This window comes from Curtobacterium sp. MCLR17_031 (genome assembly GCF_003234775.2).
Classification (GTDB): domain Bacteria; phylum Actinomycetota; class Actinomycetes; order Actinomycetales; family Microbacteriaceae; genus Curtobacterium; species Curtobacterium flaccumfaciens.
This window is the reverse complement of the sequence record NZ_CP126270.1, coordinates 1789337-1809712: the sequence shown is the minus strand read 5'-3', so window position 1 is coordinate 1809712 and position 20376 is coordinate 1789337. Positions and strand designations below refer to the sequence as shown.

The 20376-nt window shown below is 70.9% G+C and carries 16 protein-coding genes; 7 read left to right on the top strand and 9 right to left on the bottom strand.

What is annotated here, in order from left to right; all coding sequences use genetic code 11:
* The first annotated feature begins 46 nt into the window (after positions 1–46).
* Complete coding sequence (locus DEI96_RS08620) at positions 47–478, top strand: DUF3093 domain-containing protein (protein WP_111022807.1); 432 nt, start codon at positions 47–49, stop codon at positions 476–478.
* Positions 479–606: 128 nt separating this feature from the next.
* On the opposite strand, the gene DEI96_RS08615 is transcribed toward DEI96_RS08620, so the two are convergent.
* The gene (locus DEI96_RS08615; protein WP_017886098.1) at positions 607–906 is read right to left on the bottom strand and encodes a DUF4193 domain-containing protein; all 300 of its coding nucleotides are present in this window, start codon (positions 904–906) and stop codon (positions 607–609) included.
* 298 nt (positions 907–1204) lie between these two features.
* On the opposite strand from DEI96_RS08615, the gene sepH reads away from it, so the two are divergent.
* Positions 1205–2233, top strand: a complete 1029-nt coding sequence (gene sepH / locus DEI96_RS08610) for a septation protein SepH (RefSeq protein WP_163343679.1) — start codon at positions 1205–1207, stop codon at positions 2231–2233.
* A gap of 34 nt (positions 2234–2267) precedes the next feature.
* On the opposite strand, the gene DEI96_RS08605 is transcribed toward sepH, so the two are convergent.
* A complete protein-coding gene (locus DEI96_RS08605; RefSeq protein WP_181440485.1) occupies positions 2268–3434 on the bottom strand; it encodes an alkaline phosphatase family protein in 1167 nt (388 codons plus the stop codon).
* A 43-nt stretch (positions 3435–3477) separates the two neighbouring features.
* Here DEI96_RS08605 and DEI96_RS08600 point away from each other — a divergent pair, with 43 nt between their 5' ends.
* Positions 3478–5964: a DNA gyrase/topoisomerase IV subunit A gene (locus tag DEI96_RS08600; protein WP_111022805.1), complete on the top strand. Its 2487-nt coding sequence runs from the start codon at positions 3478–3480 to the stop codon at positions 5962–5964.
* A gap of 253 nt (positions 5965–6217) precedes the next feature.
* Here the strand turns inward: DEI96_RS08600 and DEI96_RS08595 are convergent, their stop codons facing one another.
* The gene (locus DEI96_RS08595) at positions 6218–8344 is read right to left on the bottom strand and encodes a DNA gyrase/topoisomerase IV subunit B (RefSeq protein WP_071403953.1); all 2127 of its coding nucleotides are present in this window, start codon (positions 8342–8344) and stop codon (positions 6218–6220) included.
* A 167-nt stretch (positions 8345–8511) separates the two neighbouring features.
* On the opposite strand from DEI96_RS08595, the gene DEI96_RS08590 reads away from it, so the two are divergent.
* A complete protein-coding gene (locus DEI96_RS08590) occupies positions 8512–8736 on the top strand; it encodes a DUF7455 domain-containing protein (protein WP_017886093.1) in 225 nt (74 codons plus the stop codon).
* Between the two features lie 133 nt (positions 8737–8869).
* Here DEI96_RS08590 and DEI96_RS08585 read toward each other — a convergent pair whose 3' ends face one another.
* The 5 genes from DEI96_RS08585 to DEI96_RS08565 all read right to left on the bottom strand — a co-directional run bounded on the left by DEI96_RS08585 (position 8870) and on the right by DEI96_RS08565 (position 14765).
* Positions 8870–9643 (bottom strand): type 1 glutamine amidotransferase, encoded by a 774-nt coding sequence (locus DEI96_RS08585; protein WP_111022804.1) that lies wholly within the window; start codon positions 9641–9643, stop codon positions 8870–8872.
* The gene (locus DEI96_RS08580; RefSeq protein ID WP_111022803.1) at positions 9640–10899 is read right to left on the bottom strand and encodes a MurT ligase domain-containing protein; all 1260 of its coding nucleotides are present in this window, start codon (positions 10897–10899) and stop codon (positions 9640–9642) included. The genes DEI96_RS08585 and DEI96_RS08580 overlap by 4 nt, the downstream gene beginning before the upstream one ends.
* A 6-nt stretch (positions 10900–10905) precedes the next feature.
* On the bottom strand, positions 10906–12165 hold the full coding sequence (locus tag DEI96_RS08575) for an RNA polymerase sigma factor (RefSeq protein ID WP_027465462.1): 1260 nt from the start codon (positions 12163–12165) through the stop codon (positions 10906–10908).
* Positions 12166–12358: 193 nt separating this feature from the next.
* Complete coding sequence (locus DEI96_RS08570; RefSeq protein WP_111022802.1) at positions 12359–13678, bottom strand: MFS transporter; 1320 nt, start codon at positions 13676–13678, stop codon at positions 12359–12361.
* A 157-nt stretch (positions 13679–13835) separates the two neighbouring features.
* Positions 13836–14765: a proteasome assembly chaperone family protein gene (locus tag DEI96_RS08565; protein WP_027465460.1), complete on the bottom strand. Its 930-nt coding sequence runs from the start codon at positions 14763–14765 to the stop codon at positions 13836–13838.
* Positions 14766–14841: 76 nt separating this feature from the next.
* Here DEI96_RS08565 and DEI96_RS08560 point away from each other — a divergent pair, with 76 nt between their 5' ends.
* The 3 genes from DEI96_RS08560 to sucB all read left to right on the top strand — a co-directional run bounded on the left by DEI96_RS08560 (position 14842) and on the right by sucB (position 19435).
* Positions 14842–16332, top strand: coding sequence for a leucyl aminopeptidase (locus tag DEI96_RS08560; RefSeq protein WP_111022801.1), 1491 nt, complete (start codon positions 14842–14844; stop codon positions 16330–16332).
* A gap of 156 nt (positions 16333–16488) precedes the next feature.
* On the top strand, positions 16489–17862 hold the full coding sequence (lpdA, locus tag DEI96_RS08555) for a dihydrolipoyl dehydrogenase (protein ID WP_111022800.1): 1374 nt from the start codon (positions 16489–16491) through the stop codon (positions 17860–17862).
* A gap of 70 nt (positions 17863–17932) precedes the next feature.
* Positions 17933–19435, top strand: a complete 1503-nt coding sequence (gene sucB, locus DEI96_RS08550) for a 2-oxoglutarate dehydrogenase, E2 component, dihydrolipoamide succinyltransferase (RefSeq protein ID WP_284183653.1) — start codon at positions 17933–17935, stop codon at positions 19433–19435.
* A gap of 76 nt (positions 19436–19511) precedes the next feature.
* Here the strand turns inward: sucB and DEI96_RS08545 are convergent, their stop codons facing one another.
* Positions 19512–20372 carry a hypothetical protein gene (locus DEI96_RS08545; RefSeq protein WP_111022911.1) on the bottom strand — a complete coding sequence of 287 codons (861 nt, stop codon included), beginning with the start codon at positions 20370–20372 and terminating at the stop codon, positions 19512–19514.
* Positions 20373–20376 lie beyond the last annotated feature (4 nt).

The following is a 20376-nucleotide window of genomic DNA, read 5'->3' as shown; positions in this document are numbered from 1 at the left end:
GCCGTGACCGTTCCGTGACCTCGCTCGCTCGTGATCGAATGGACCCGTGACCCTGTACCGCGAACGACTCTGGGCCCCGCCCGCCCTCTACCTGGCGACGGCGCTCGTCATCCCCGCCACCCTGCTCGTCTTCCTCCCCATCAGCGTCCTGGCCGGCGTCCTCGTGGCGATCGGGATGGAGCTCGGGGTCCTGGTCCTCCTGTGGGCACTCGCACCCACCATCGAGGTCACCGACACCGAGTTCCGCGCGGGCAAGGCACACCTCCCCCGCACGCTCGTCGGCACGACCGAGGCGTTCGAGGGCGCAGCGGCCACCGATCAGCGCGGGCCGGCACTCGACGCCCGCGCCTGGACCCTCTTCCGCGGCTACGTCCGCGGGGTCGTCAAGGTCGAGGTGCGCGACGACGCGGACCCGACGCCCTACTGGCTGGTCAGCGTCCGGCACCCGGGAAAGGTCGTCGAGGCGCTGCGGTCCTGACGGCCCACCGCCCACGGCCTGGAGGCGCGGCTCGGCCCCGCCTCGCAGCGCACGACGAAGGCCCCGCATCCCTGGAGGATGCGGGGCCTTCGCTGATCGTTGCGTCGAGAGCGACGCGGCTGTGCTCGCTAGAGCGAAGCGCACTCCGCGCAGACCGGTCCGAGCTTCGACTCGTGGTCGAGCTGGGAGCGGTGCTTCACGAGGAAGCACTCGACGCAGGTGAACTCATCGACCTGCGGGGGCAGCACCACGACGTCGAGGTCGACGTCGCTGAGGTCCTGCCCGGCGAGTTCGAAGCTGCCGGGGTTGTCGGAATCATCGTCGACGACCCCCGACATCTTGTCGGGAACGCGCTCCTTGAGGGCCTCGATCGACTCTGAGTCAGAGTTGTCGTCGGTCTTCCGGGGGGCGTCGTAATCGGTGGCCATGCCCATCCATTTCTCGTATCGAGAGGTCGTCGCCGGGTGATCGGCGGCGACAGTTTGCACCACGCCCCGCCAGAGCGCAAACCGAGTGCTGCGGCGGGTCGTGCTGGCTGTGCAACCCATGACCGGAACCGGACATTCCCGACACCCGTTGCCGGAGCGCCGCACGCCCGGGATCGGCCGTGCGGATGTCCGCGGCACGCCCGTGCGCCTCCCCGGAAACCGCCCGTCGTCCCTGCATACTCACGGGGTACGACAGCAGGACCGTACGCGACGCTGGGAAGGCGGAACCATGCAAGACGTGAGAGTCATCGGAGTCGAGTCCGGCGCACTCCTCCTGGCGACCGACGGCGGCACCGAGTTCCGGTTGCCCGTCACGTCGTCGCTGGCAGGCCAGGTGCGCCAGGCGAACCCCGACGCCGGTCCGCAGAAGCGGGTCTCCCCCAAGGACGTCCAGGCGCGCATCCGTGGTGGCGCCGACGCCGCCGACGTGGCCGCCGCGCTCGACGTCGACGTCGAGTACGTCCGCCGCTTCGAGGGCCCGGTCCTCGCCGAGCGTGCCTTCATCCTCGACGCCTCGCACCGCGTGCCGGTCACCCCGGTCGACGACGAGGCCCCCGACACCTTCGGCCCCGCGATCACCGCGAAGCTCGAGGCCGGCGAGGCCACCGCGATCACCTGGGGCTCCTGGAAGCACCCGGAGAGCGGCTGGCAGGTCCGCGTCCGCTACACCGCGGGCGAGGTCGAGCACGACGCCCAGTGGCACTTCGACCCCAAGACCTCGACCCTCGTGCCGGACAACGGTGACGCGCACCGGCTGTCGCACACCGACGACGAGGGCATCGCCCCGCGTCTGCGTGCGGTCGAGTTCGAGCAGCAGGACGACGACGGCACCCGCTTCGACTCCGGCGCCTTCCGCGTCGACGAGCCGGAGCAGCCGGCCGCGGAGCCCGAGCCGTCCCAGCACGCGCCGCTCCGTGCACCGCTGCCCCGCATCGGCCAGGCCGCCGTGGAAGAGCGTGCTCCCGGCAACGAGACCGCCGACCTGCTCGAGGCGCTCCGCCGTCGCCGCGGTGAGCGCGAAGCCGCGTCCTTCGGCGAGCAGCGCGACGAGTCCGCCCGCGGCACGTCCATCAGCGTCGTCGACATCCCGCTGCAGGGCTTCGAGGACGGCGGCGCGCACGACACCGCACCGCAGTCGACCGATGCCCGTCCGGCCTCGGCGCCCGAGCCCGAGAGCCGTGGCGAACGCAAGAAGCGCAACCGCCGCTCGATGCCGAGCTGGGACGAGATCGTCTTCGGCACCCGCCCGGACGACGACCCCGCCTGATCGGCACGCCCACCGACCGTCGGCGCTGACGTCCCTAGTGGGCGAACGCGCCGGCGAGCCGGAGCGGCACGATCGTCTCCTCGTCGGTCATCGCGCCGTGCTGGCCGATCATGCGCTTCGGCGTCTCGTCCTCGCGCAGGGCACGGTCGTCGTTGAACGCCCACGAGCCGCGCGCCACGACGAGCACGTCCCCGATGCGCGGCACCACCTGGTCGGACACCTGCCCGAACCACCCGGCCTCGATCGCCTCGGCACGGCTCGCGACGTACGCCTTCTTGCCGTAGCGCGCCCGGAACGCACCGACCAGGGCGCGGACGTCCGTGCCGGGTGCGACGGTGAGCTGGCGGCAGCGCGGGTCACCCGCGACGCCGACGACGTCGGTGAGCAGCAGCGGGTCGATGGCGATGTTCGCGTGGTCCGGCACGTCGAGCACACCGTGGTCCGCCGTCACCAGGACCCCCACGTCATCGGCGGCCCGGGCATCGAGGCGGGCGAGTTCCCCGTCGAGCAGCTCGAGGGCGGCCGTCCACCGGTCGGACTGCCAGCCGTACTTGTGCCCGATCGAGTCGAGCTCCGGCACGTACAGGTAGACGAGCGAGCGGCCGGTGGCGGTCTCGGCCAGTGCGGCGTCGACACGCTGCGGGATGGTGTCCGCGGACACGTACCGGGCGCCGCCGAGCACGTTCGCGGTCATCCCCGACGAGCGGTACCGGTCCGGCCCGACGACGACGGGGTCGAGCCCGAGCTCCGCGGCCCGGGTGAACAGGGTCTGCGTGAGGAACCAGTCGGCGGGCACCTCGGTGTCCCAGCCGCCCAGCAGGTTCATCACGGCACCGGTGTCCGGGTTCCAGCCGCTGTAGCCGACGACGCCGTGGGTGCCGGGCGACCGGCCCGTGGTCAGGGTGCTCAGCGCGGCCGCGGTCGTCGTCGGGAACCCGCTCCGCAGCTTCTTCGCGGTGCCGGTGCCCTTCGCGCCGGTCAGCCAGCGGGCGTGCCCGGCGCGCGCCGCCAGCGCGGCGGAACCGAGGCCGTCGACCAGCACAACGATCGCCGAGCGGGCGGGGCGGAGGGTGATCCGGGCCTCCAGGCCGTCGTTCCGCAACCACGCGTCGTCCGCAGCGCCGAGCGCCACGAGGCAACTCGGGAAGACGTCGGCGAGGTTCGCGACGGCGTCGGGGGCCGTCGGTACGCTTGTTCCCATCCCACGAGTCTCCCAGACGACTCCGGTTCTCCAGAAAGGTGCCATGGCACGCACGGACGTAGTCGGCCTGCCCGACGGTGAGCGCATCGAGGACGTCGACGTCTCCGAGGAGATGCAGGGCTCCTTCCTCGAGTACGCGTACTCCGTCATCTACTCACGGGCGCTGCCCGACGCGCGCGACGGCCTGAAGCCGGTGCAGCGTCGCATCCTGTACCAGATGGCCGAGATGGGGCTGCGGCCCGACCGCGGACACGTCAAGAGCGCTCGCGTCACCGGCGAGGTGATGGGCAAGCTGCATCCCCACGGCGACGGCGCGATCTACGACGCGCTGGTCCGCATGGCCCAACCGTTCACGATGCGCGTGCCGCTCGTCGACGGCCACGGCAACTTCGGCTCGCTCGACGACGGCCCCGCTGCCGCCCGGTACACCGAGGCGCGACTCGCCGAGCCGTCGATGGCGATGACCGAGGGTCTGGGCGAGGACGTCGTCGACTTCGTCCCGAACTACGACAACCAGATCATGCAGCCGGGCGTGCTGCCGGCGGCGTTCCCGAACCTGCTCGTCAACGGCGCCTCCGGCATCGCGGTCGGCATGGCGACCAACATGGCGCCGCACAACCTGGGCGAAGTGGTCGAGGCCGCGAAGCACCTGCTCATGAACCCGCAGGCCAGCCTCGAAGAGCTCATGGAGTTCGTCCCCGGCCCCGACCTGCCGTCCGGCGGCACGATCGTCGGGCTCTCCGGGGTCCGCGACGCCTACGCCACCGGCCGTGGTTCGTTCCGCACCCGCGCCAAGGTGAGCGTCGAGAACCTCACCCCGCGCAAGATGGGACTCGTCGTCACCGAGCTGCCGTACCTGGTCGGCCCCGAACGCGTCATCGAGAAGATCAAGGACGGCGTCCAGTCCAAGAAGCTCGTCGGCATCTCGGACGTCAACGACCTGACCGACCGCAACCACGGGCTCCGGCTCGTCATCGGCATCAAGAGCGGCTTCAACCCCACCGCCGTGCTCGAGCAGCTCTACAAGCACACCCCGCTCGAGGACGGCTTCGGCATCAACAACGTCGCGCTGGTCGGCGGGTCACCGCGCACCCTCGGGCTCCGCGAGCTGCTCGACGTCTACGTGCAGCACCGGCTCGACGTCGTCACCCGGCGGTCGCAGTACCGGCTGGCGCGTCGCAAGGAACGGCTGCACCTGGTCGAGGGCCTGCTCATCGCGATCCTCGACATCGACGAGGTCATCCAGGTCATCCGCACCTCCGACGACTCCGAGGCGGCGCGCAACCGCCTGCGCGACGTGTTCGACCTGTCCGAGGTGCAGGCCGAGTACATCCTCGAGCTGCGACTGCGCCGCCTGACGAAGTTCTCGCGGATGGAGCTCGAGGCCGAGCGCGACCAGCTGCTCGCCGACATCGCCGCCCTCGAAGAACTCCTGGCGTCCGACGAACGGCTCCGTGCGCAGGTCGCCCTCGAGCTGACCGAGGTGTCCGACAAGTTCGCGACCCCGCGCCGCACGCTGCTCACCGAGGCCGACGCCCCGGTGAAGGGCGGTCGGAAGGCCGCGGTCGACCCGGAGTCCCTGCAGATCGCCGACTCGCCCTGCCGCGTGCTGCTCTCCACGACCGGACGGCTCATCCGCGTCGACATCCCGACGTCGGAGCTCGGCATCGTCCGTGTGCCGAAGCGCTCGAAGCACGACGCCGTCCGCTCCGCCGTGGTGAGCACGGTGCGGGGGCAGATCGGCGCGATCACCTCGACCGGTCGTGTCCTCCGGCTCTCCCCCGTCGACGTCCCCGCCGTACCGCCCGCCGCGGTCCGGCTCGACGCTGGCGTCCGGGTCACCGACTTCCTGGCGCTCACCAAGGGCGAGACGGTCGTGGCGATCGTCGACCTGTCCGGGGCGTCCTCGGACTCGCTGGCGATCGGCACCGCACACGGCGTGGTCAAGCGCGTCGTCCCCGGTGCCTGGCCCGACAAGCCCGAGTTCGTCGCCATCGGCCTGAAGCCCGGCGACCAGGTCGTCGGCGCTGCCCAGGCCCCGGAGTCCGACGACCTCGTGTTCATCAGCTCGAACGCGCAGCTGCTGCGGTTCCCGGCGTCCGTCGTGCGGGCGCAGGGGCTGCCCGCCGGTGGAGTGGCTGGCATGGCCCTGGCCGACGGTGCCTCGGTGATCTGGTTCGGCTCGGTCGCACGCTCCGACGACGCCGTGGTCGCCACGGTGTCCACCACCTCGACCGCACTGCCCGGCACGGACGCCGGTCGCGCCAAGGTCTCCGCCCTGTCGGAGTTCCCGGCGAAGGGCCGTGCCACCCAGGGTGTCCGGGCGCACGCGTTCCTGAAGGGCGAGGACGGACTCACCGTGGGCTGGGCGGGCATCGCGCCGCCGCACGCCGTCGGCACGGACGGCGCCGCGCGGACCCTGCCCGACTGGCTGTCGAAGCGTGACGGGTCGGGTGCCCCGCTCGAGGCGGTCATCGGCTCGATCGGCGGCAGCGCCGCGACGCTCGACGGCACCGCCGGCGAGGCCTAGGCGCGCGCTGGCGTCCGCTGGCGCGCGCTGGTTTCGCGCCTGGCGACACCTCACGGCCTGCGAGACCCATGAGGTGTCGCCCAGCGCGTGGCAACGCAGGGCGCACCGGCCTGGAGGCGCGGGGCGGCCCCGCCACGGGCCTCCCGTCCGCCGTCGCGAAAGCGACAGAACCCCGCCGACAGTCGGCGGGATTCTGTCGCTTCCGCAGGATGGACCGCGCGCGTCGGCCGAGCGGTATCGCTTTCGCGACGCGCTACGCGTCGATGCGGTCGCGGTCCAGGCCCTCGCCGGCCAGGATGAACTCCTTGCGCGGCGCCACGTCGTTGCCCATGAGCAGCTCGAACACCTTCGCGGCCCCTTCGGCATGGGTCACGTTCACCCGGCGCAGGGTGCGGTGCGCGCGGTCCATCGTGGTCTCCGCGAGCTGGTCGGCGTCCATCTCACCGAGGCCCTTGTACCGCTGGATCGGCTCCTGGTACTTCTTGCCCGTCTTCTCGAGCTTCTTCAGCACCGTCTGCAGCTCCTGTTCGGAGTACGTGTACAGCGTGTCGTTCGGCTTGCCGCGGTTCACCACGACGACCCGGTGCAGCGGCGGCACGGCGGCGAACACCCGGCCCTGCTCGATCATCGGCCGCATGTACCGGAAGAACAGCGTCAGCAGCAGCGTGCGGATGTGGGCGCCGTCGACGTCGGCGTCCGACATGATGATGATCTTGCCGTAGCGGGCCTGGTCGATGTCGAACGTACGGCCCGAACCGGCGCCGATGACCTGGATGATCGACGCGCACTCGACGTTCGAGAGCATGTCCGACACGGACGCCTTCTGCACGTTGAGGATCTTGCCGCGGATCGGCAGCAGCGCCTGGTACTCGCTGTTGCGGGCGAGCTTCGCGGTACCCAGGGCCGAGTCGCCCTCGACGATGAAGAGCTCCGTGCCCTCGGTCTCCTGCGAGCGGCAGTCGGCGAGCTTCGTCGGCAGCGACGAGTTCTCGAGCGCGTTCTTGCGGCGCTGCGTCTCCTTGTGGGCCCGCGCCGAGATGCGGGTCTTCATCTCGGACACGACCTTCTCGAGCAGGGCGGCCGACTGTGCCTTCTCGGTGCGCTGCGTCGAGGTGAGGATCTCGGTGATGCGCTTCGACACGACCTGGTCGACGATCTTGCGGACCGCCGGGGTGCCGAGGATCTCCTTCGTCTGCCCCTCGAACTGCGGCTCGGGCAACCGCACCGTCAGCACGGCGGTCATGCCGGCGAGCACGTCGTCCTTGTCGAGCTTGTCCTGCCCGACCTTGAGCTTGCGGGCGTTCGCCTCGACCTGGGCACGGACGGCCTTGACGACGCCCGACTCGAACCCAGCCTGGTGCGTGCCGCCCTTCGGCGTCGCGATGATGTTGACGAAGCTGCGGAACACCGTCTCGTAGCCGCTGCCCCAGCGGAGCGCCAGGTCGACCTCGCACTCGCGCTCGACCGAGGTGGAGACCATGTGGCCCTTGTCGTCGAGCATCGGCACGGTCTCGGTGAAGGTGCCGGTCCCCTGCACGCGCCAGACGTCGGTGAGAGGGCTGTCGACGGCGAGGTGCTCGACGAACTCGCCGATGCCGCCCTCGTACCGGAAGCGCTCGACCACCGGCCCGGCGGCCACGGTGGTGCCCGTCGCCTCGGCCCGGGCAGCAGCAGCCTCGATCGACGCCGCGCGCTCGTCGGTGATGGTGATGCCGAGCCCGGGCACGAGGAACGCGGTCTGGCGTGCCCGCGTGACGAGGTCGTCGGTGCTGAACCGGGCGTCGGCGGTGAAGATCTGGCGGTCCGCCCAGTAGCGGATCCGGGAGCCGGTGACGCCCTTCTTGACCTTGCCCACCACACGCAGTTCGCTGCCCGAGGTGAAGGGCGCGAACGGAGCGTCCGGGCCGATGCCCTTGCTGTCGTCGAAGATGCCGGGCTCGCCGCGGTGGAACGACATTGCGTAGGTCTTGCCGCCCCGGTCTACCTCGACGTCGAGGCGCTCCGACAGCGCGTTCACGACCGAGGCGCCGACACCGTGCAGGCCACCCGAGGCCGCGTACGACCCCGAGCCGAACTTGCCGCCGGCGTGCAGCTTGGTGAACACGACCTCGACCCCGGTGAGGCCGGTCTTCGGTTCGACGTCGACGGGGATGCCCCGCGCGGTGTCCCGGACCTCGACCGAGCCGTCGGCGTGCAGCACGACGCCGATCTCGTCACCGTGTCCAGCGAGGGCTTCGTCGACCGAGTTGTCGATGATCTCCCACAGGCAGTGCATGAGGCCCCGGGAGTCCGTCGAGCCGATGTACATGCCCGGACGCTTCCGGACCGCCTCGAGCCCTTCGAGGACGGAGAGATGGCGTGCGGAGTAGTCGGAGCTCACCGTCGGAGTTTACCGAGCGGCACCGACAGCACCGTGTGGACACTCGCACTGGGGCCAAGCGATCCGCGCTGAGCGAAACAGGCCCCGACAATGCGTCGCTCTCAGGCATCACGTGTTGAAATGGTGCAACCACCCGGCACCACCTGCGATCCGTGAGGAGCACAGCAATGACCCAGACCGTGCAGGACCCCTCCATCGACGAAGTCAGCAACCACCAGCTGACCGCCGCCGACCGTTGCGACAGCTGCGGGGCGCAGGCCTACATCCGAGCCACCATGTCGAGCGGCGAGCTCTACTTCTGCGCCCACCACGGCGCCGAGTTCAAGGACAAGCTCGCGGCGACCGCCATCGAGTGGCACGACGAGAGCAGCCGACTCTACGAGTCGAAGTAGTCGCGACCGACACACGGACAGGAGGCGCGGTGCCAGCTGGCACCGCGCCTCCTGTCTGTCTGCAGCCCGGTTCAGAACGCGCGGAGACGACGAAGGCCGGGCCCCGTCGGGACCCGGCCTTCTGCTTCGTACGTCAGGCGATGCGCTTGAACGCCTTGTCGACGTAGCGGTCGACCGTGGCGCGCGCTTCGCGTGCGTAACGGTCGATGGTCGCCGTGCGCTCGGCGTCGGGCGCGTACTCGCGGCCCAGCCGCGTGGTGGCCGCGGCGAGGACGCCGTCGGTCAACTGCGGGTTGAGCGGCAGGACCGGACCCTGGGTGTGCGTGCCGAAGGAGTTCCCGACGATCGCGCCCTCGACCGGGGAGCCAGCCTGGTTGCCGCCGCCGGAGACGACGTCGGCGAAGGGCGTGACGCCGGCTGCGAGCTCGATGCGGGTGGCGTGGTCCTCGAAGCCGGCGAGACGCTTCGGTGCTCCGGGGAGCAGAGGGTACCGGGTCTCGAGGACGAAGTAGTTCACGCGGCGCTCGGCACCGCGGACTGCTCGCGCGTCGAACACGCCGAAGCCCACGACCGGCGCGCCCTCGGTCGGTACGACCTCGTTCGTCGCGAGGTCGAACCCACCGCCGACGGCGAGCACCGGCACACCCTCGGCCGCGAACGCACGGAGTGCCCCGCCGATGCGTGTGACGTCGTCGCCCAGGGAACGCATCGCGCTGAGCGGTCCGTTGCCGATCACGACGACGTCCGCCGTGGTCGGCAGGCCGTCACCGGGCGCGTACTGAAGGACCTGGGTCTCGATGTCCGCGGCGGCCGCACGTCGGACCAGCGCCGCGACGTTGCCTCGGTCGCCCGAGACGCCCATCTGCCGGGCGTAGACGTGCAGGATGGTCAGCCGGTCGGCCGTCATGCGGTCTTCTCCATGTCCGGGTGGCCGAGGGCCTTGCGGGCGATCATCATGATCTCGTAGTTGACGATGAAGTTCTTCGTCCCGCGGGTCGTCGAGCCGAGCTGCTCCATGTGCTTGATGGCCGCTTCGACGTCGGGCTCGACCCGGCCGATGCGGACACCGGCGTGCTCGAGCGCGATCGCGATCTGCCACGCCTTGTCACCGGAGACGACGTCCACGTGGTCGAGCTTCGAGAAGTCGATGTCGTAGATCCAGGAGATGTCGGGCGTGCCCTCGTCGATCGCCATGAGGACCTGCTCGGGCTGGTCCGGCAGGGCGTCGAGGTTGAGCTGCAGACTCGCGGCGTTCTTGAACATCGTGAACTCGGCGGACTCACCCGCGATGGGCAGTCGCTCGCCACGACCGTACGCGGGCTTCATCGTGCCGAAGGCCTTGGTCACGGCGTCGGCGCGGAACTGCGCACCGAGGGCCGCACTCGCCGTCGCGGTGGCCGCAGCGGCGTCGACCGCGTAGTGCAGGCCGCGGGCGGGCAGGCGGACCGGGATCTCGGCGCCGGCGAAGCGGATCGTCGCGCCGTCGCCCGTGTGGGCCACGACCTCTGCGTCGGCGGTGTGCTGAGCACGGTCACCGGCGTCGAACGAGTCGGCGTTCTGCAGGCCGTTCGGCGCTGCGGCGATGACCTCGTCACTCGCACCGAACCGCAGGACACGCTGCCCGGAGGTACCGGAGTAGCCGTCGAGGAACTGGTCGTCGTGGTTCGTGATGACGTTCGCCGTCGACAGTGCGGCAGTGTCGAGCATCATCGTCGCCACGCGCTCGGTCTCGAAGAACCGGTACAGCTGGTCGACCTGCACGTTGAGCATGGTCACCGTCGAGGGCGACAGGATGCCGGCGAGCTCGACCGCGAAGGCCTCGTCGACCTCGAGGATGCCGATGTCGGCCTTGAGCCGGCCGGTCAGCGAGACCTCGGACAGCAGGGCCGACGCGATGCCCTGCGGCAGGTTCGCGCCGGACGGGTTCGTGAAGACCCGCAGCCCGTGGGCCCGCACGATGTCGGAGATCATGTGCGTGGTCGTCGACTTGCCGTTCGAGCCGAGCACGAAGACGACGCCGTTCGGGAACTGCTTCGTCACGTGCTGCAGGAAGTCCGGCACGAGCTTCAGGACGATGAACCCCGGGTAGGCGGATCCGCCGCCCCGCGCACGAGCGAGGGCACGGAGGATCCGCCCGATCAGGATCGGGATGAAGAAGCGCATGCCGGTTTACTCGAGGTAGTCGCGCAGCGACTGCGACCGCGACGGGTGGCGGAGCTTCGCCATCGTCTTGGACTCGATCTGACGGATGCGCTCACGCGTCACGCCGAACGTGTCACCGATCTGGTCGAGCGTCTTCGGCTGGCCGTCTCCGAGGCCGAAGCGCATGCGGATGACGCCCGCCTCGCGCTCGGACAGGGAGTCGAGCAGGCTCTCGAGCTGCTTCTGCAGCATCGTGAAGCCCACCGCGTCGGCCGGCACGACCGCCTCGGTGTCCTCGATGAGGTCACCGAACTCCGAGTCGCCGTCCTCGCCCAGGGGCGTGTGCAGCGAGATCGGCTCACGGCCGTACTTCTGGACCTCGACGACCTTCTCCGGGGTCATGTCGAGCTCGCGGGCGAGCTCTTCCGGAGTGGGTTCGCGACCGAGGTCCTGCAGCATCTGCCGCTGGACGCGGGCGAGCTTGTTGATGACCTCGACCATGTGCACCGGGATGCGGATGGTGCGGGCCTGGTCGGCCATGGCACGGGTGATGGCCTGACGGATCCACCACGTCGCGTAGGTCGAGAACTTGAAGCCCTTGGTGTAGTCGAACTTCTCGACCGCACGGATCAGGCCCAGGTTGCCCTCCTGGATGAGGTCCAGGAACTGCATGCCACGACCGGTGTAGCGCTTCGCGAGCGAGACGACCAGGCGGAGGTTCGCACCGAGCAGGTGCGACTTCGCACGCTGACCGTCACGGGCGACCCAGCGCAGTTCACGCTCGGCGGGCTTCGAGAGCCCCGTCGCGTGCTGCAGCTTGTCCTCGGCGAACAGGCCGGCCTCGATGCGCATCGCGAGCTCGACCTCCTGCTCGGCGTTGAGCAGGGCGACCTTGCCGATCTGCTTGAGGTAGTCCTTCACCGGGTCGGCGGTGGCACCCGTGATGGTCGTCGAGTAGACCGGCGCCTCGTCGTCGTCGGTCTGCGAGATGACGAGCGCACCGGCGGCGACCGCGGCAGCGGCGTCCGGCTTGGCCGTCTTGTCGTCGGTGTCGTCGGCCTCGTCGGTCGGCTCCTCGACGGGCTCGTCGGAGGCGATCGCCTCGTCGACGGCGTCGGTCTTCTTCGCCTTGGGCGCCGCCTTCTTGGCGGGCGCCTTCTTGGCGGGGGCCTTCGTGGCGCGCTTCTTCGGCGCTGCGGTGCCCTCGGTGTCCGTGGCGTCCTCTGCCACAGCGCCCTCGGGCTCGGTGTCCTTCGTGGGATCGATCGTCGTGCTCCGGGCAGCCATGCGATCACCTCTCTCGTCGTGCCACGTTCGTGGGGTCGTGGCCTCCCTCGCCGCCCAGGTCCCGCGCCGCAGTCCCCCGCGTCGTACGAGTCCTACCGTTCCGGGCAGCACTAGGACCCATGTCAAGTCCCCCGAGTTCACCGGCGCACCGAAGTGCTCCGACAGACAGGGGTCCCGAACGGGTCCGTGATCATTATTGCACGTGCCGCTTCCGCAGGCGTGCAACGAGTGCAACCCAGAGTGGTCCGACGCGTATTCCCTCTTCCGAGTGCAGCACCCGGCGGGTCCGACGGCGGGCGTGCAGGAGCATCCCGACGCCGAAACCGACCACGACGTACTGCACGGTGAGGGCGATCCGGAAGTTCTCCCAGGCGAACACCTCGGTGCCCGAAGCCCGCGCAGCGATGTCGAGGACGAGGCCGATCAGGTACATCATCACGAAGGCCGCCAGGAAGCCGCCGACGTTCACGACGCCGTTGGCCGAGCCGAGCGATCCGACGGGGTTGAAGGTCCGGGCGAAGTCGAAGCCGATCAGGGAACCGGGTCCACCGATCCCCATCGCGACGACGAGCAGCACGAGCAACCACGTCGGTGGGTGCCCGGGCCAGAGCAGGATCGCCGTCCAGAGCACCGCGAGCAGGACGACCACGCCGAGCACCAGGTTCGACCGGCGCATCGGGAACCGCGCGCAGAGCACGCCGAGCACCGGACCGGCGACGAACCCGACGACCACGATGATCGTGAGGAACCCGGCAGCCTCACCCGGGGAGTACCCGAGCCCTCGGAGCATCGGCACGCCCCACAGCAACGAGAACACCGTGCCCGACGACTGGGTGACGTAGTGCGACCAGAACCCGAGCTGCGTGCCCGGGCGTCGGAGCGCGTGCCCGAAGGTGCTGAACGCGGCGCCCCACGAGTGCGGCAGCGGGATGGTGTCCGTCCGCACCGGCACGGGACCGTTCCGCACGAAGACCGCGGCGAGCACCAAGCCGACAGCGCTGGCCGCGGCCGCGACGCCGAACGCCGGGGTCCAGCCCACCGTGTGCAGGAGCACGGCGAACGGGAACGCCGACAGGATCTGGCCGATCTGCCCGAGGTTGCCCGTCCACTGCGAGATCTGCGGCAGGATCCGGCCGCTGAACCACATCGGTACCAGGCGGATCACCGAGATGAAGGTCATGGCGTCACCGGCACCGACGAGCACCCGGCCCGCGATGGCCGGCCCGATCGACGGGGACACCGCGACGATCGCCTGTCCGACGACCAGCAGCGCGGCGCCGAGGAGCACCAGCCGGCGCGGTCCGACGCGGTCGAGCGCGATCCCCACCGGGATCTGCAGCCCCGCGTAGACGGCGATCTGCACCACGGCGAGGGTGGACAGGACGGCGGCGGAGACGGCGAACCGGTCCTGCGCGTCGACGCCGGACACCCCGAGCGAGGACCGCTGCACCACGGCGAGGACGTACGCGAGGACCGCGACGCCCCAGATCAGGAAGGCACGACGGGAGTTCACCGGACCAGGCTACCGACGTGTCCCCACGTCGATGCGCGACGACCGTCGTCGACGCGCGTCACGTCGTGCGGGTGACCGGAGGACGGCCTGGAGGCGCGGTGCGGGGCCGCCACGGGCCTCCAGGCCGCCCTGTGGGGACGTCCGGATCCCGCGACGGTCAGTCGGTCGCGTCGCCCTGGGTGCGCCGGTCGGCGAGGAAGCGCTCGAGCTCGGCCGCGATCGCGTCGGCGGTCGGCACCTCGCCGTCCACGCCGGTGAGCGGCGACGCGACGGGGTTGCCCTCCATGTACGTGTCGTGCCGCTCCTCGAGCACCGAGACCAGGCGCTGCAGCTCGGGGTTGCCGGCCACCTGCTCCTCGACGCGGGTGAGGAACTCGCGGCCCGACTCGCGCAGGGCGTCGGTCGGGAAGATGAGCCCGGTCGCGGCGGCGATGCCGGACAGCGCCGCGACGGCGGCGTCGGGGAACTCGGTGTCGGACAGGTAGTGCGGCACGAGCAGCACGAGCCCGGTGACCTGCGCTCCCGTCTCGGCGAGGCGGTGCTCGACCAGGTGCAGGACGTTCGCCGGCGCCTGGGTCTCGGGCTTCCAGACGCTCATCTGCTCGACGAGGTCGGCCCGGGTGCCGGAGACGGTCAGGCTGATCGGACGGGTGTGCGGGACCGGCATCGGGATGGACTGCACCCACGTGGTGTCGGCGACCTGCAGGTCGGCGGCGAGCCCGGTGACGGCGCGGACGAAGCGGTTCCACTGGAAGTCCGGCTCGTAGCCCGACAGGAACAGGAACGGCTGGCCGATCTCGTCGCGCACCAGGTGCAGGGCCAGACGGGGCGGCTCGACGGCGCTGATGTGGTCGTGCTCGAAGGTGATGACCGGCCGACGGGCCCGCCAGTCGAGCAGCACGTCCGGGTCGAACTCGGCGACGAGTTCGGTGTCGAGGTCCTCGAGGATCGAGTTCGTCACCTGCGCGACGGCCGATCCGGCATCGGCGAAGCCGGTCAGCCCGGCGATCAGGTGCAACCCTGCTGGCACGGTCGGGGCGTCCGCGTCGAACGTGTAGAGCTCCTCGGGGTGGTTCACCGTCCCCATGCTAGGCGGGGCCTCCGACGTCCCCGGTGCGCGACGACCACGCCGACAGCGAACAGGCCGTCGGTAGGGTTGGAGCATGGTCCGACCGACGCTCTCCACCACCAGTTCACCCCCCGAGACCACCACCGCCGACGTGCTCGTCGTCGGGGTCCGCCCGGGCTCGTCCGGCGAGGCCGACAGCACCGCCGTGCTCGCTCCCACCGCCCTCGGCACGCTCGACGCCCTCGCCGGCCTCGACCTCGCCGCGATCGGGGTCACCGGCGCGAAGGACCAGCTCGTCCGCCTGCCCGCCACCGGCGTCGGTGCGAAGTCGGTCGCGCTGATCGGGCTCGGCTCCGCCACGGGTGCCGCGGCGATCCGCGCTGCGGCCGGCAGCGCCGTGCGACAGCTCCCCCGCGTCGACTCGATCACGCTCGCCCTGCCCACCGACTCCGCCGAGCTCGTCGACGCCGCCCTCGAGGGCGCGGCGCTCGGCGCCTACGCCTTCACCCGGCACAAGGGCACCGGCACCAAGGCCCCGGCCCGCGGTGACCAGCGCATCGAGGTCGTCGCCCCGGCCGACGTCGCAGCCGACGCCGCCGTGCGCCCCGCGATCGTCGCCGACGCCGCGTCGCTCGTGCGCGACCTCGTGAACACCGCCGCGGGCGACCTCGGGCCGCAGGACGTCGCGGACGTTGCGACCGGGTTCGCCTCGGACCTGCCGCTCACCGTCGAGGTCCTCGACGAGCAGGCGCTCGAGGAGCAGGGCTTCGGCGGCATCCTCGGTGTCGGCCGCGGTTCGGCGCGTCCCCCGCGCCTGGTCGTCGTCCGGTACGCGCCGGAGTCCGCCACGAAGCACCTCGCCCTCGTGGGCAAGGGCATCACCTTCGACTCGGGCGGCCTCTCGCTCAAGCCCGCGGCGTCGATGCTCGGCATGAAGACCGACATGACCGGTGCCGCCACGGTGCTCGCCGCGACCGTCGCCGCCGCCCGCCTGGGGCTGAACGTGCGCGTGACCGCGTGGCTCGCCCTCGCCGAGAACATGCCCTCCGGCACCGCGACCCGCCCGGGCGACGTCCTGACGCTGAAGAACGGCACCACGGTCGAGGTCACGAACACCGACGCCGAGGGCCGCCTGGTGCTGGGCGACGGGATGGCCGCTGCCTCGCTCGAGCAGCCCGACGCGCTCGTCGACGTCGCCACGCTGACCGGCGCCCAGGTCGTCGCGCTCGGCGACCGCACCACCGGCCTGATGGGCAGCGACGACCTCGTCGCGAAGGTCCGTGCCGTCGCCGAGGGCGTCGCGGAGCCGATCTGGCCGATGCCGCTGCCCGAGGAGCTCGAGGCCCGGCTGTCCAGCGACGTCGCCGACATCGTCAACGCCACGGTCGGCAACCCGGCCGGCGGCATGCTGCTCGCGGGCAAGTTCCTCGAGCGCTTCGCCGGCGAGGGTGTCCCCTGGGCGCACCTCGACATCGCGGGTCCGTCGGAGAACAAGGGCGGCGGGTACGCCTGGTTGGGCAAGGGTGCGACGGGCGTGATGGTCCGGACGCTCATCGCACTCGCAGAAGACCTCCAGTCCGAGTAGTAGGTTTGGTACCGGTGGGAACGGCGCACCGACGCGCCTCCCACCGGTACTGCACGGGACGGGACCGGAACCACGCGGTCCGACCGTCGGACGCCGCCCTCCGCGGTGTCCACGTAGGGCCCGATCGGCCCGACACGCACGAGGGAGTTGCACCAGGTGACGGAACAGACTTACGACGTCGTTGTCCTCGGTGGCGGGAGTGGTGGGTACGCCGCTGCGCTCCGGGCCGCCGAACTCGGCATGAGCGTCGCGCTCATCGAGGGCGACAAGCTCGGAGGGACGTGCCTGCACCGCGGCTGCATCCCGACGAAGGCACTGCTGCACGCGGCCGAGGTCGCCGACGCGACGCGCGACGCCGAGAAGTACGGCGTGGTCGCGGAGTTCGCCGGTGTCGACGTGCCCAAGGTCATCGACTACCAGCAGGGCATCATCAACTCCAAGTACAAGGGCCTGCAGGGTCTGATCAAGGCCCGCGGCATCACCGTGGTCGAGGGCTGGGGTCGCCTGACCTCGCAGAACACCGTGCAGGTCGGCGACCAGACCGTCACCGGCAAGAACATCGTGCTCGCGACCGGCTCCTACTCGAAGTCCCTGCCGGGGCTCGAGATCGGCGGCCGCGTGATCACCTCCGAGACCGCGCTCCGCATGGACTACGTCCCGAACAAGGTCGTCATCCTGGGCGGCGGCGTCATCGGCGTCGAGTTCGCCAGCGTCTGGAAGTCCTTCGGGGCCGAGGTCACCATCGTCGAGGGCCTGCCGCACCTGGTCCCCGCCGAGGACGAGTCGATGTCGAAGCAGCTCGAGCGTGCGTTCCGCAAGCGCGGCATCGAGTTCTCGCTCGGTGTCCGGTTCCAGGGCGTCGAGCAGCACGAGAACGGCGTCGTCGTCACGCTGGAGGACGGCAAGACCTTCGACGGTGACGTCCTGCTCGTCGCCGTCGGCCGTGGCCCGGTCACGCAGAACGTCGGTTACGACGAGGTCGGCGTGGCGATGGACCGCGGGTTCGTCACCACGAACGAGCGTCTCGCCACGAACATCCCGAACGTCTACGCCGTCGGCGACATCGTCCCCGGCCTGCAGCTCGCGCACCGCGGCTTCCAGCAGGGCATCTTCGTCGCCGAGGAGATCGCCGGCCTCAACCCGGTGGTCATCGAGGACAAGAACATCCCGAAGATCACCTACTCCGACCCCGAGGTCGCGTCGGTCGGGCTCTCGCAGGCCAAGGCCGAGGAGCAGTACGGCGCCGACAAGGTCGACTCGTACGAGTACAACCTGGCCGGCAACGGCAAGAGCCACATCATCGGGACCTCCGGCTCCGTCAAGGTCGTGCGCGTCGTGGACGGCCCCGTCGTCGGCGTCAGCATGATCGGTGCCCGCGTCGGCGAGCTCATCGGCGAAGCCCAGCTCGCCGTGAACTGGGAGGCCTACCCGGAGGACATCGCTCCCCTGGTGCACGGTCACCCGACCCAGAACGAAGCCCTCGGCGAGGCGTTCCTGCACCTCGCGGGCAAGCCGCTGCACGCGCTGTGACCGGCACCGGCCGCACTGTGACAATGACATCAACAACCACTGCAATCCCCCGCGAAGAGGAGTCCACCCGATGAGCGAATCCGTCAACCTCCCGGCGCTCGGCGAGAGCGTCACCGAGGGCACGGTGACCCGATGGCTGAAGAACGTCGGTGACCGGGTCGAGGTCGACGAGCCGCTGCTCGAGGTCTCGACCGACAAGGTCGACACCGAGATCCCGTCGCCGATCGCCGGCGTCGTCGAGGAGATCCTCGTTCCCGAGGACGAGACCGTCGAGGTCGGCACCGCCCTCGTGAAGATCGGTGACGGCTCCGGCTCGTCCGACGGCGGTTCGGACTCGTCCGACTCCGGCGCCGACGACGCGAACGCCGCCGCTGCCGACGCCGAGGAGCCCGAGGCCGCTCCGAGCACGGAGCAGGAGGCCGAGACCCCCGCGCCCGAGCCCACCGAGCCCGAGCCCGCCCCCGCCGGTCAGACGCAGCCCGCCGCCCCGCAGGCACCGTCCGCCCCGCCCGCGGCAGCGCCGGTCCCGGCCGCCGCACCGGTCCCGCCGCCCGCAGCCGCTCCGCCGGCAGCCGTGCCGGCCCAGGCCGCTCCGGCTCCGGCATCCGCGCCGAGCACCACGGCCGCCGCCGCGGTGCCGAACCCCACGCAGGACGGCGCAGCCTCCGGCTACGTCACCCCGCTGGTGCGCAAGCTCGCCAACGAGCAGGGTGTCGACCTGTCCACGATCACCGGCTCCGGTGTCGGGGGGCGCATCCGCAAGGAGGACGTCCTCGCCGCCGCCGCGAAGGCCCCGGCCGCCTCGGCAGCAGCAGCACCCGCCGCCGCGTCCGGCCCGTTCGTCGCCGAGGTCTCGCCGCTGCGCGGGACCCGCGAGAAGATGACCCGCCTGCGCAAGGTGGTCGCCGAGCGTGCCGTGCAGTCGATGACCTCGACCGCACAGCTCACGAGCGTCGTCGAGGTCGACGTCACGAAGGTGGCGCAGTTCCGCGACGCCCACAAGGCGGAGTTCCTCGAGAAGACCGGCTCGAAGCTCTCCTTCATGCCGTTCTTCGCCCTCGCGGCGTCCGAGGCGCTGAAGGCCCACCCGAAGATCAACTCCACGGTCGAGGGCGACGAGATCGTCTACCCGGAGTCCGAGAACGTCTCCATCGCGGTCGACACCGAGCGCGGCCTGCTGACCCCGGTCATCAAGGACGCGGCCTCGCTGGACCTGGCGCAGTTCTCGAAGTCCATCGCGGACCTCGCCGAGCGCACCCGGAACAACCAGCTCAAGCCCGACGAGCTGGCCGGCGGCACGTTCACGCTGACCAACACCGGTTCGCGTGGCGCGCTGTTCGACACCCCCGTCGTGTTCCTGCCGCAGTCAGCGATCCTCGGCACCGGCATCGTCACGAAGCGTCCGGCGGTCGTGAAGGTCGACGGCCAGGAGGCCATCGCCATCCGGTCGTTCGTCTACCTGGCGCTGTCGTACGACCACCGGATCATCGACGGTGCGGATGCCTCGCGGTACCTCGTCGCGGTGAAGAACCGTCTCGAAGAGGGCAACTTCGCCCCGAACCTCGGGTACTGATCCCAGCAGCACGGCCGACGGCCCCGGTTCCCCTCGTGGGAGCCGGGGCCGTTCCCGTTCACGGGCGGGTTCGGCGTCATCCGCCGCCGAGCAGGGTCAGGGCGGCGACCACCGACCCGACGGCGACGACGAGCCCCACGAGGACGCGGCGGAGCGGGATTCGTCGGTCCGCTCCGAGTGGGACGCCGTGCTCGACCACGTCCCGCAGGCGCTCGAGCAGTTGGACATGCCCATGCCCGTCCGGTGTCGGCGGTTCGGCGAACACGAGGTCGCTCGGCACGGGCGTCCACCGGAACGGCCGGGGCGCGGCAGCGGTACGAACGACGTCGAGTGCCGCTCGTGCGCTCGGCCCGTCGCCGTCGAGGGCGTCCTGCAGCGCGTCGAGCACCGGTTGCTGGGCGGGATCGGTCGGGTCGACGCGGTCCCACACCGTCCGGGCTGCGAGCACGAGGGTCCGGGTCGCGTCGGTCGAGTGCGCGGTGCGCGTCGGGGGTGCGGTGCGCGTCGGGGTCCTCGCGTTGGTTGGGGTCATCGGGGTCATCGGGTTCGTCGGTGTCGTCGGGCTCGTCGCGTTCGTCGGGCGGTCGCAGAGCACGACGGCACCGGAGTCGTCCACCAGCACGTCGTCGATGCCGGCAGCACCGAGCAGGACCGCGCCGTCGTGCACCGCCACCAGGAGCTCCAGGAGCGGGACCGTCAGGGTCACCGCGACGCCGGTGGTCGGGGTGCCGAGCCGGTCGAGCGCCGCCACGAGCGGCGTGCCGGTCGGCCGGTCGAGGTCGACCACGAGATGCCCCGTCGCGGTCCGGCCGACCGCGGCCACCGGGACGAGGTGGCGCTGTGCGGCCGCGGAGCGGTCGGCCACCCACGTGAGCACCTCGTGCTCGTCACCGGTCACGATCCAGCGATCCGGGTGGTGGTCGGTGCTCGTCTCCATGGTG

Excerpts from the sequence above, each read along its gene's own strand:
- DEI96_RS08615 (WP_017886098.1), bottom strand. The coding sequence starts at position 906 with ATGGCCACCGATTACGACGCCCCCCGGAAGACCGACGACAACTCTGAC.
- DEI96_RS08605 (WP_181440485.1), bottom strand. The coding sequence starts at position 3,434 with ATGGGAACAAGCGTACCGACGGCCCCCGACGCCGTCGCGAACCTCGCC.
- DEI96_RS08600 (WP_111022805.1), top strand. The coding sequence starts at position 3,478 with ATGGCACGCACGGACGTAGTCGGCCTGCCCGACGGTGAGCGCATCGAG.
- DEI96_RS08590 (WP_017886093.1), top strand. The coding sequence starts at position 8,512 with ATGACCCAGACCGTGCAGGACCCCTCCATCGACGAAGTCAGCAACCAC.
- DEI96_RS08585 (WP_111022804.1), bottom strand. The coding sequence starts at position 9,643 with ATGACGGCCGACCGGCTGACCATCCTGCACGTCTACGCCCGGCAGATG.
- DEI96_RS08580 (WP_111022803.1), bottom strand. The coding sequence starts at position 10,899 with ATGCGCTTCTTCATCCCGATCCTGATCGGGCGGATCCTCCGTGCCCTC.
- DEI96_RS08575 (WP_027465462.1), bottom strand. The coding sequence starts at position 12,165 with ATGGCTGCCCGGAGCACGACGATCGATCCCACGAAGGACACCGAGCCC.
- DEI96_RS08565 (WP_027465460.1), bottom strand. The coding sequence starts at position 14,765 with ATGGGGACGGTGAACCACCCCGAGGAGCTCTACACGTTCGACGCGGAC.
- DEI96_RS08560 (WP_111022801.1), top strand. The coding sequence starts at position 14,842 with ATGGTCCGACCGACGCTCTCCACCACCAGTTCACCCCCCGAGACCACC.
- sucB (WP_284183653.1), top strand. The coding sequence starts at position 17,933 with ATGAGCGAATCCGTCAACCTCCCGGCGCTCGGCGAGAGCGTCACCGAG.
- DEI96_RS08545 (WP_111022911.1), bottom strand. The coding sequence starts at position 20,372 with ATGGAGACGAGCACCGACCACCACCCGGATCGCTGGATCGTGACCGGT.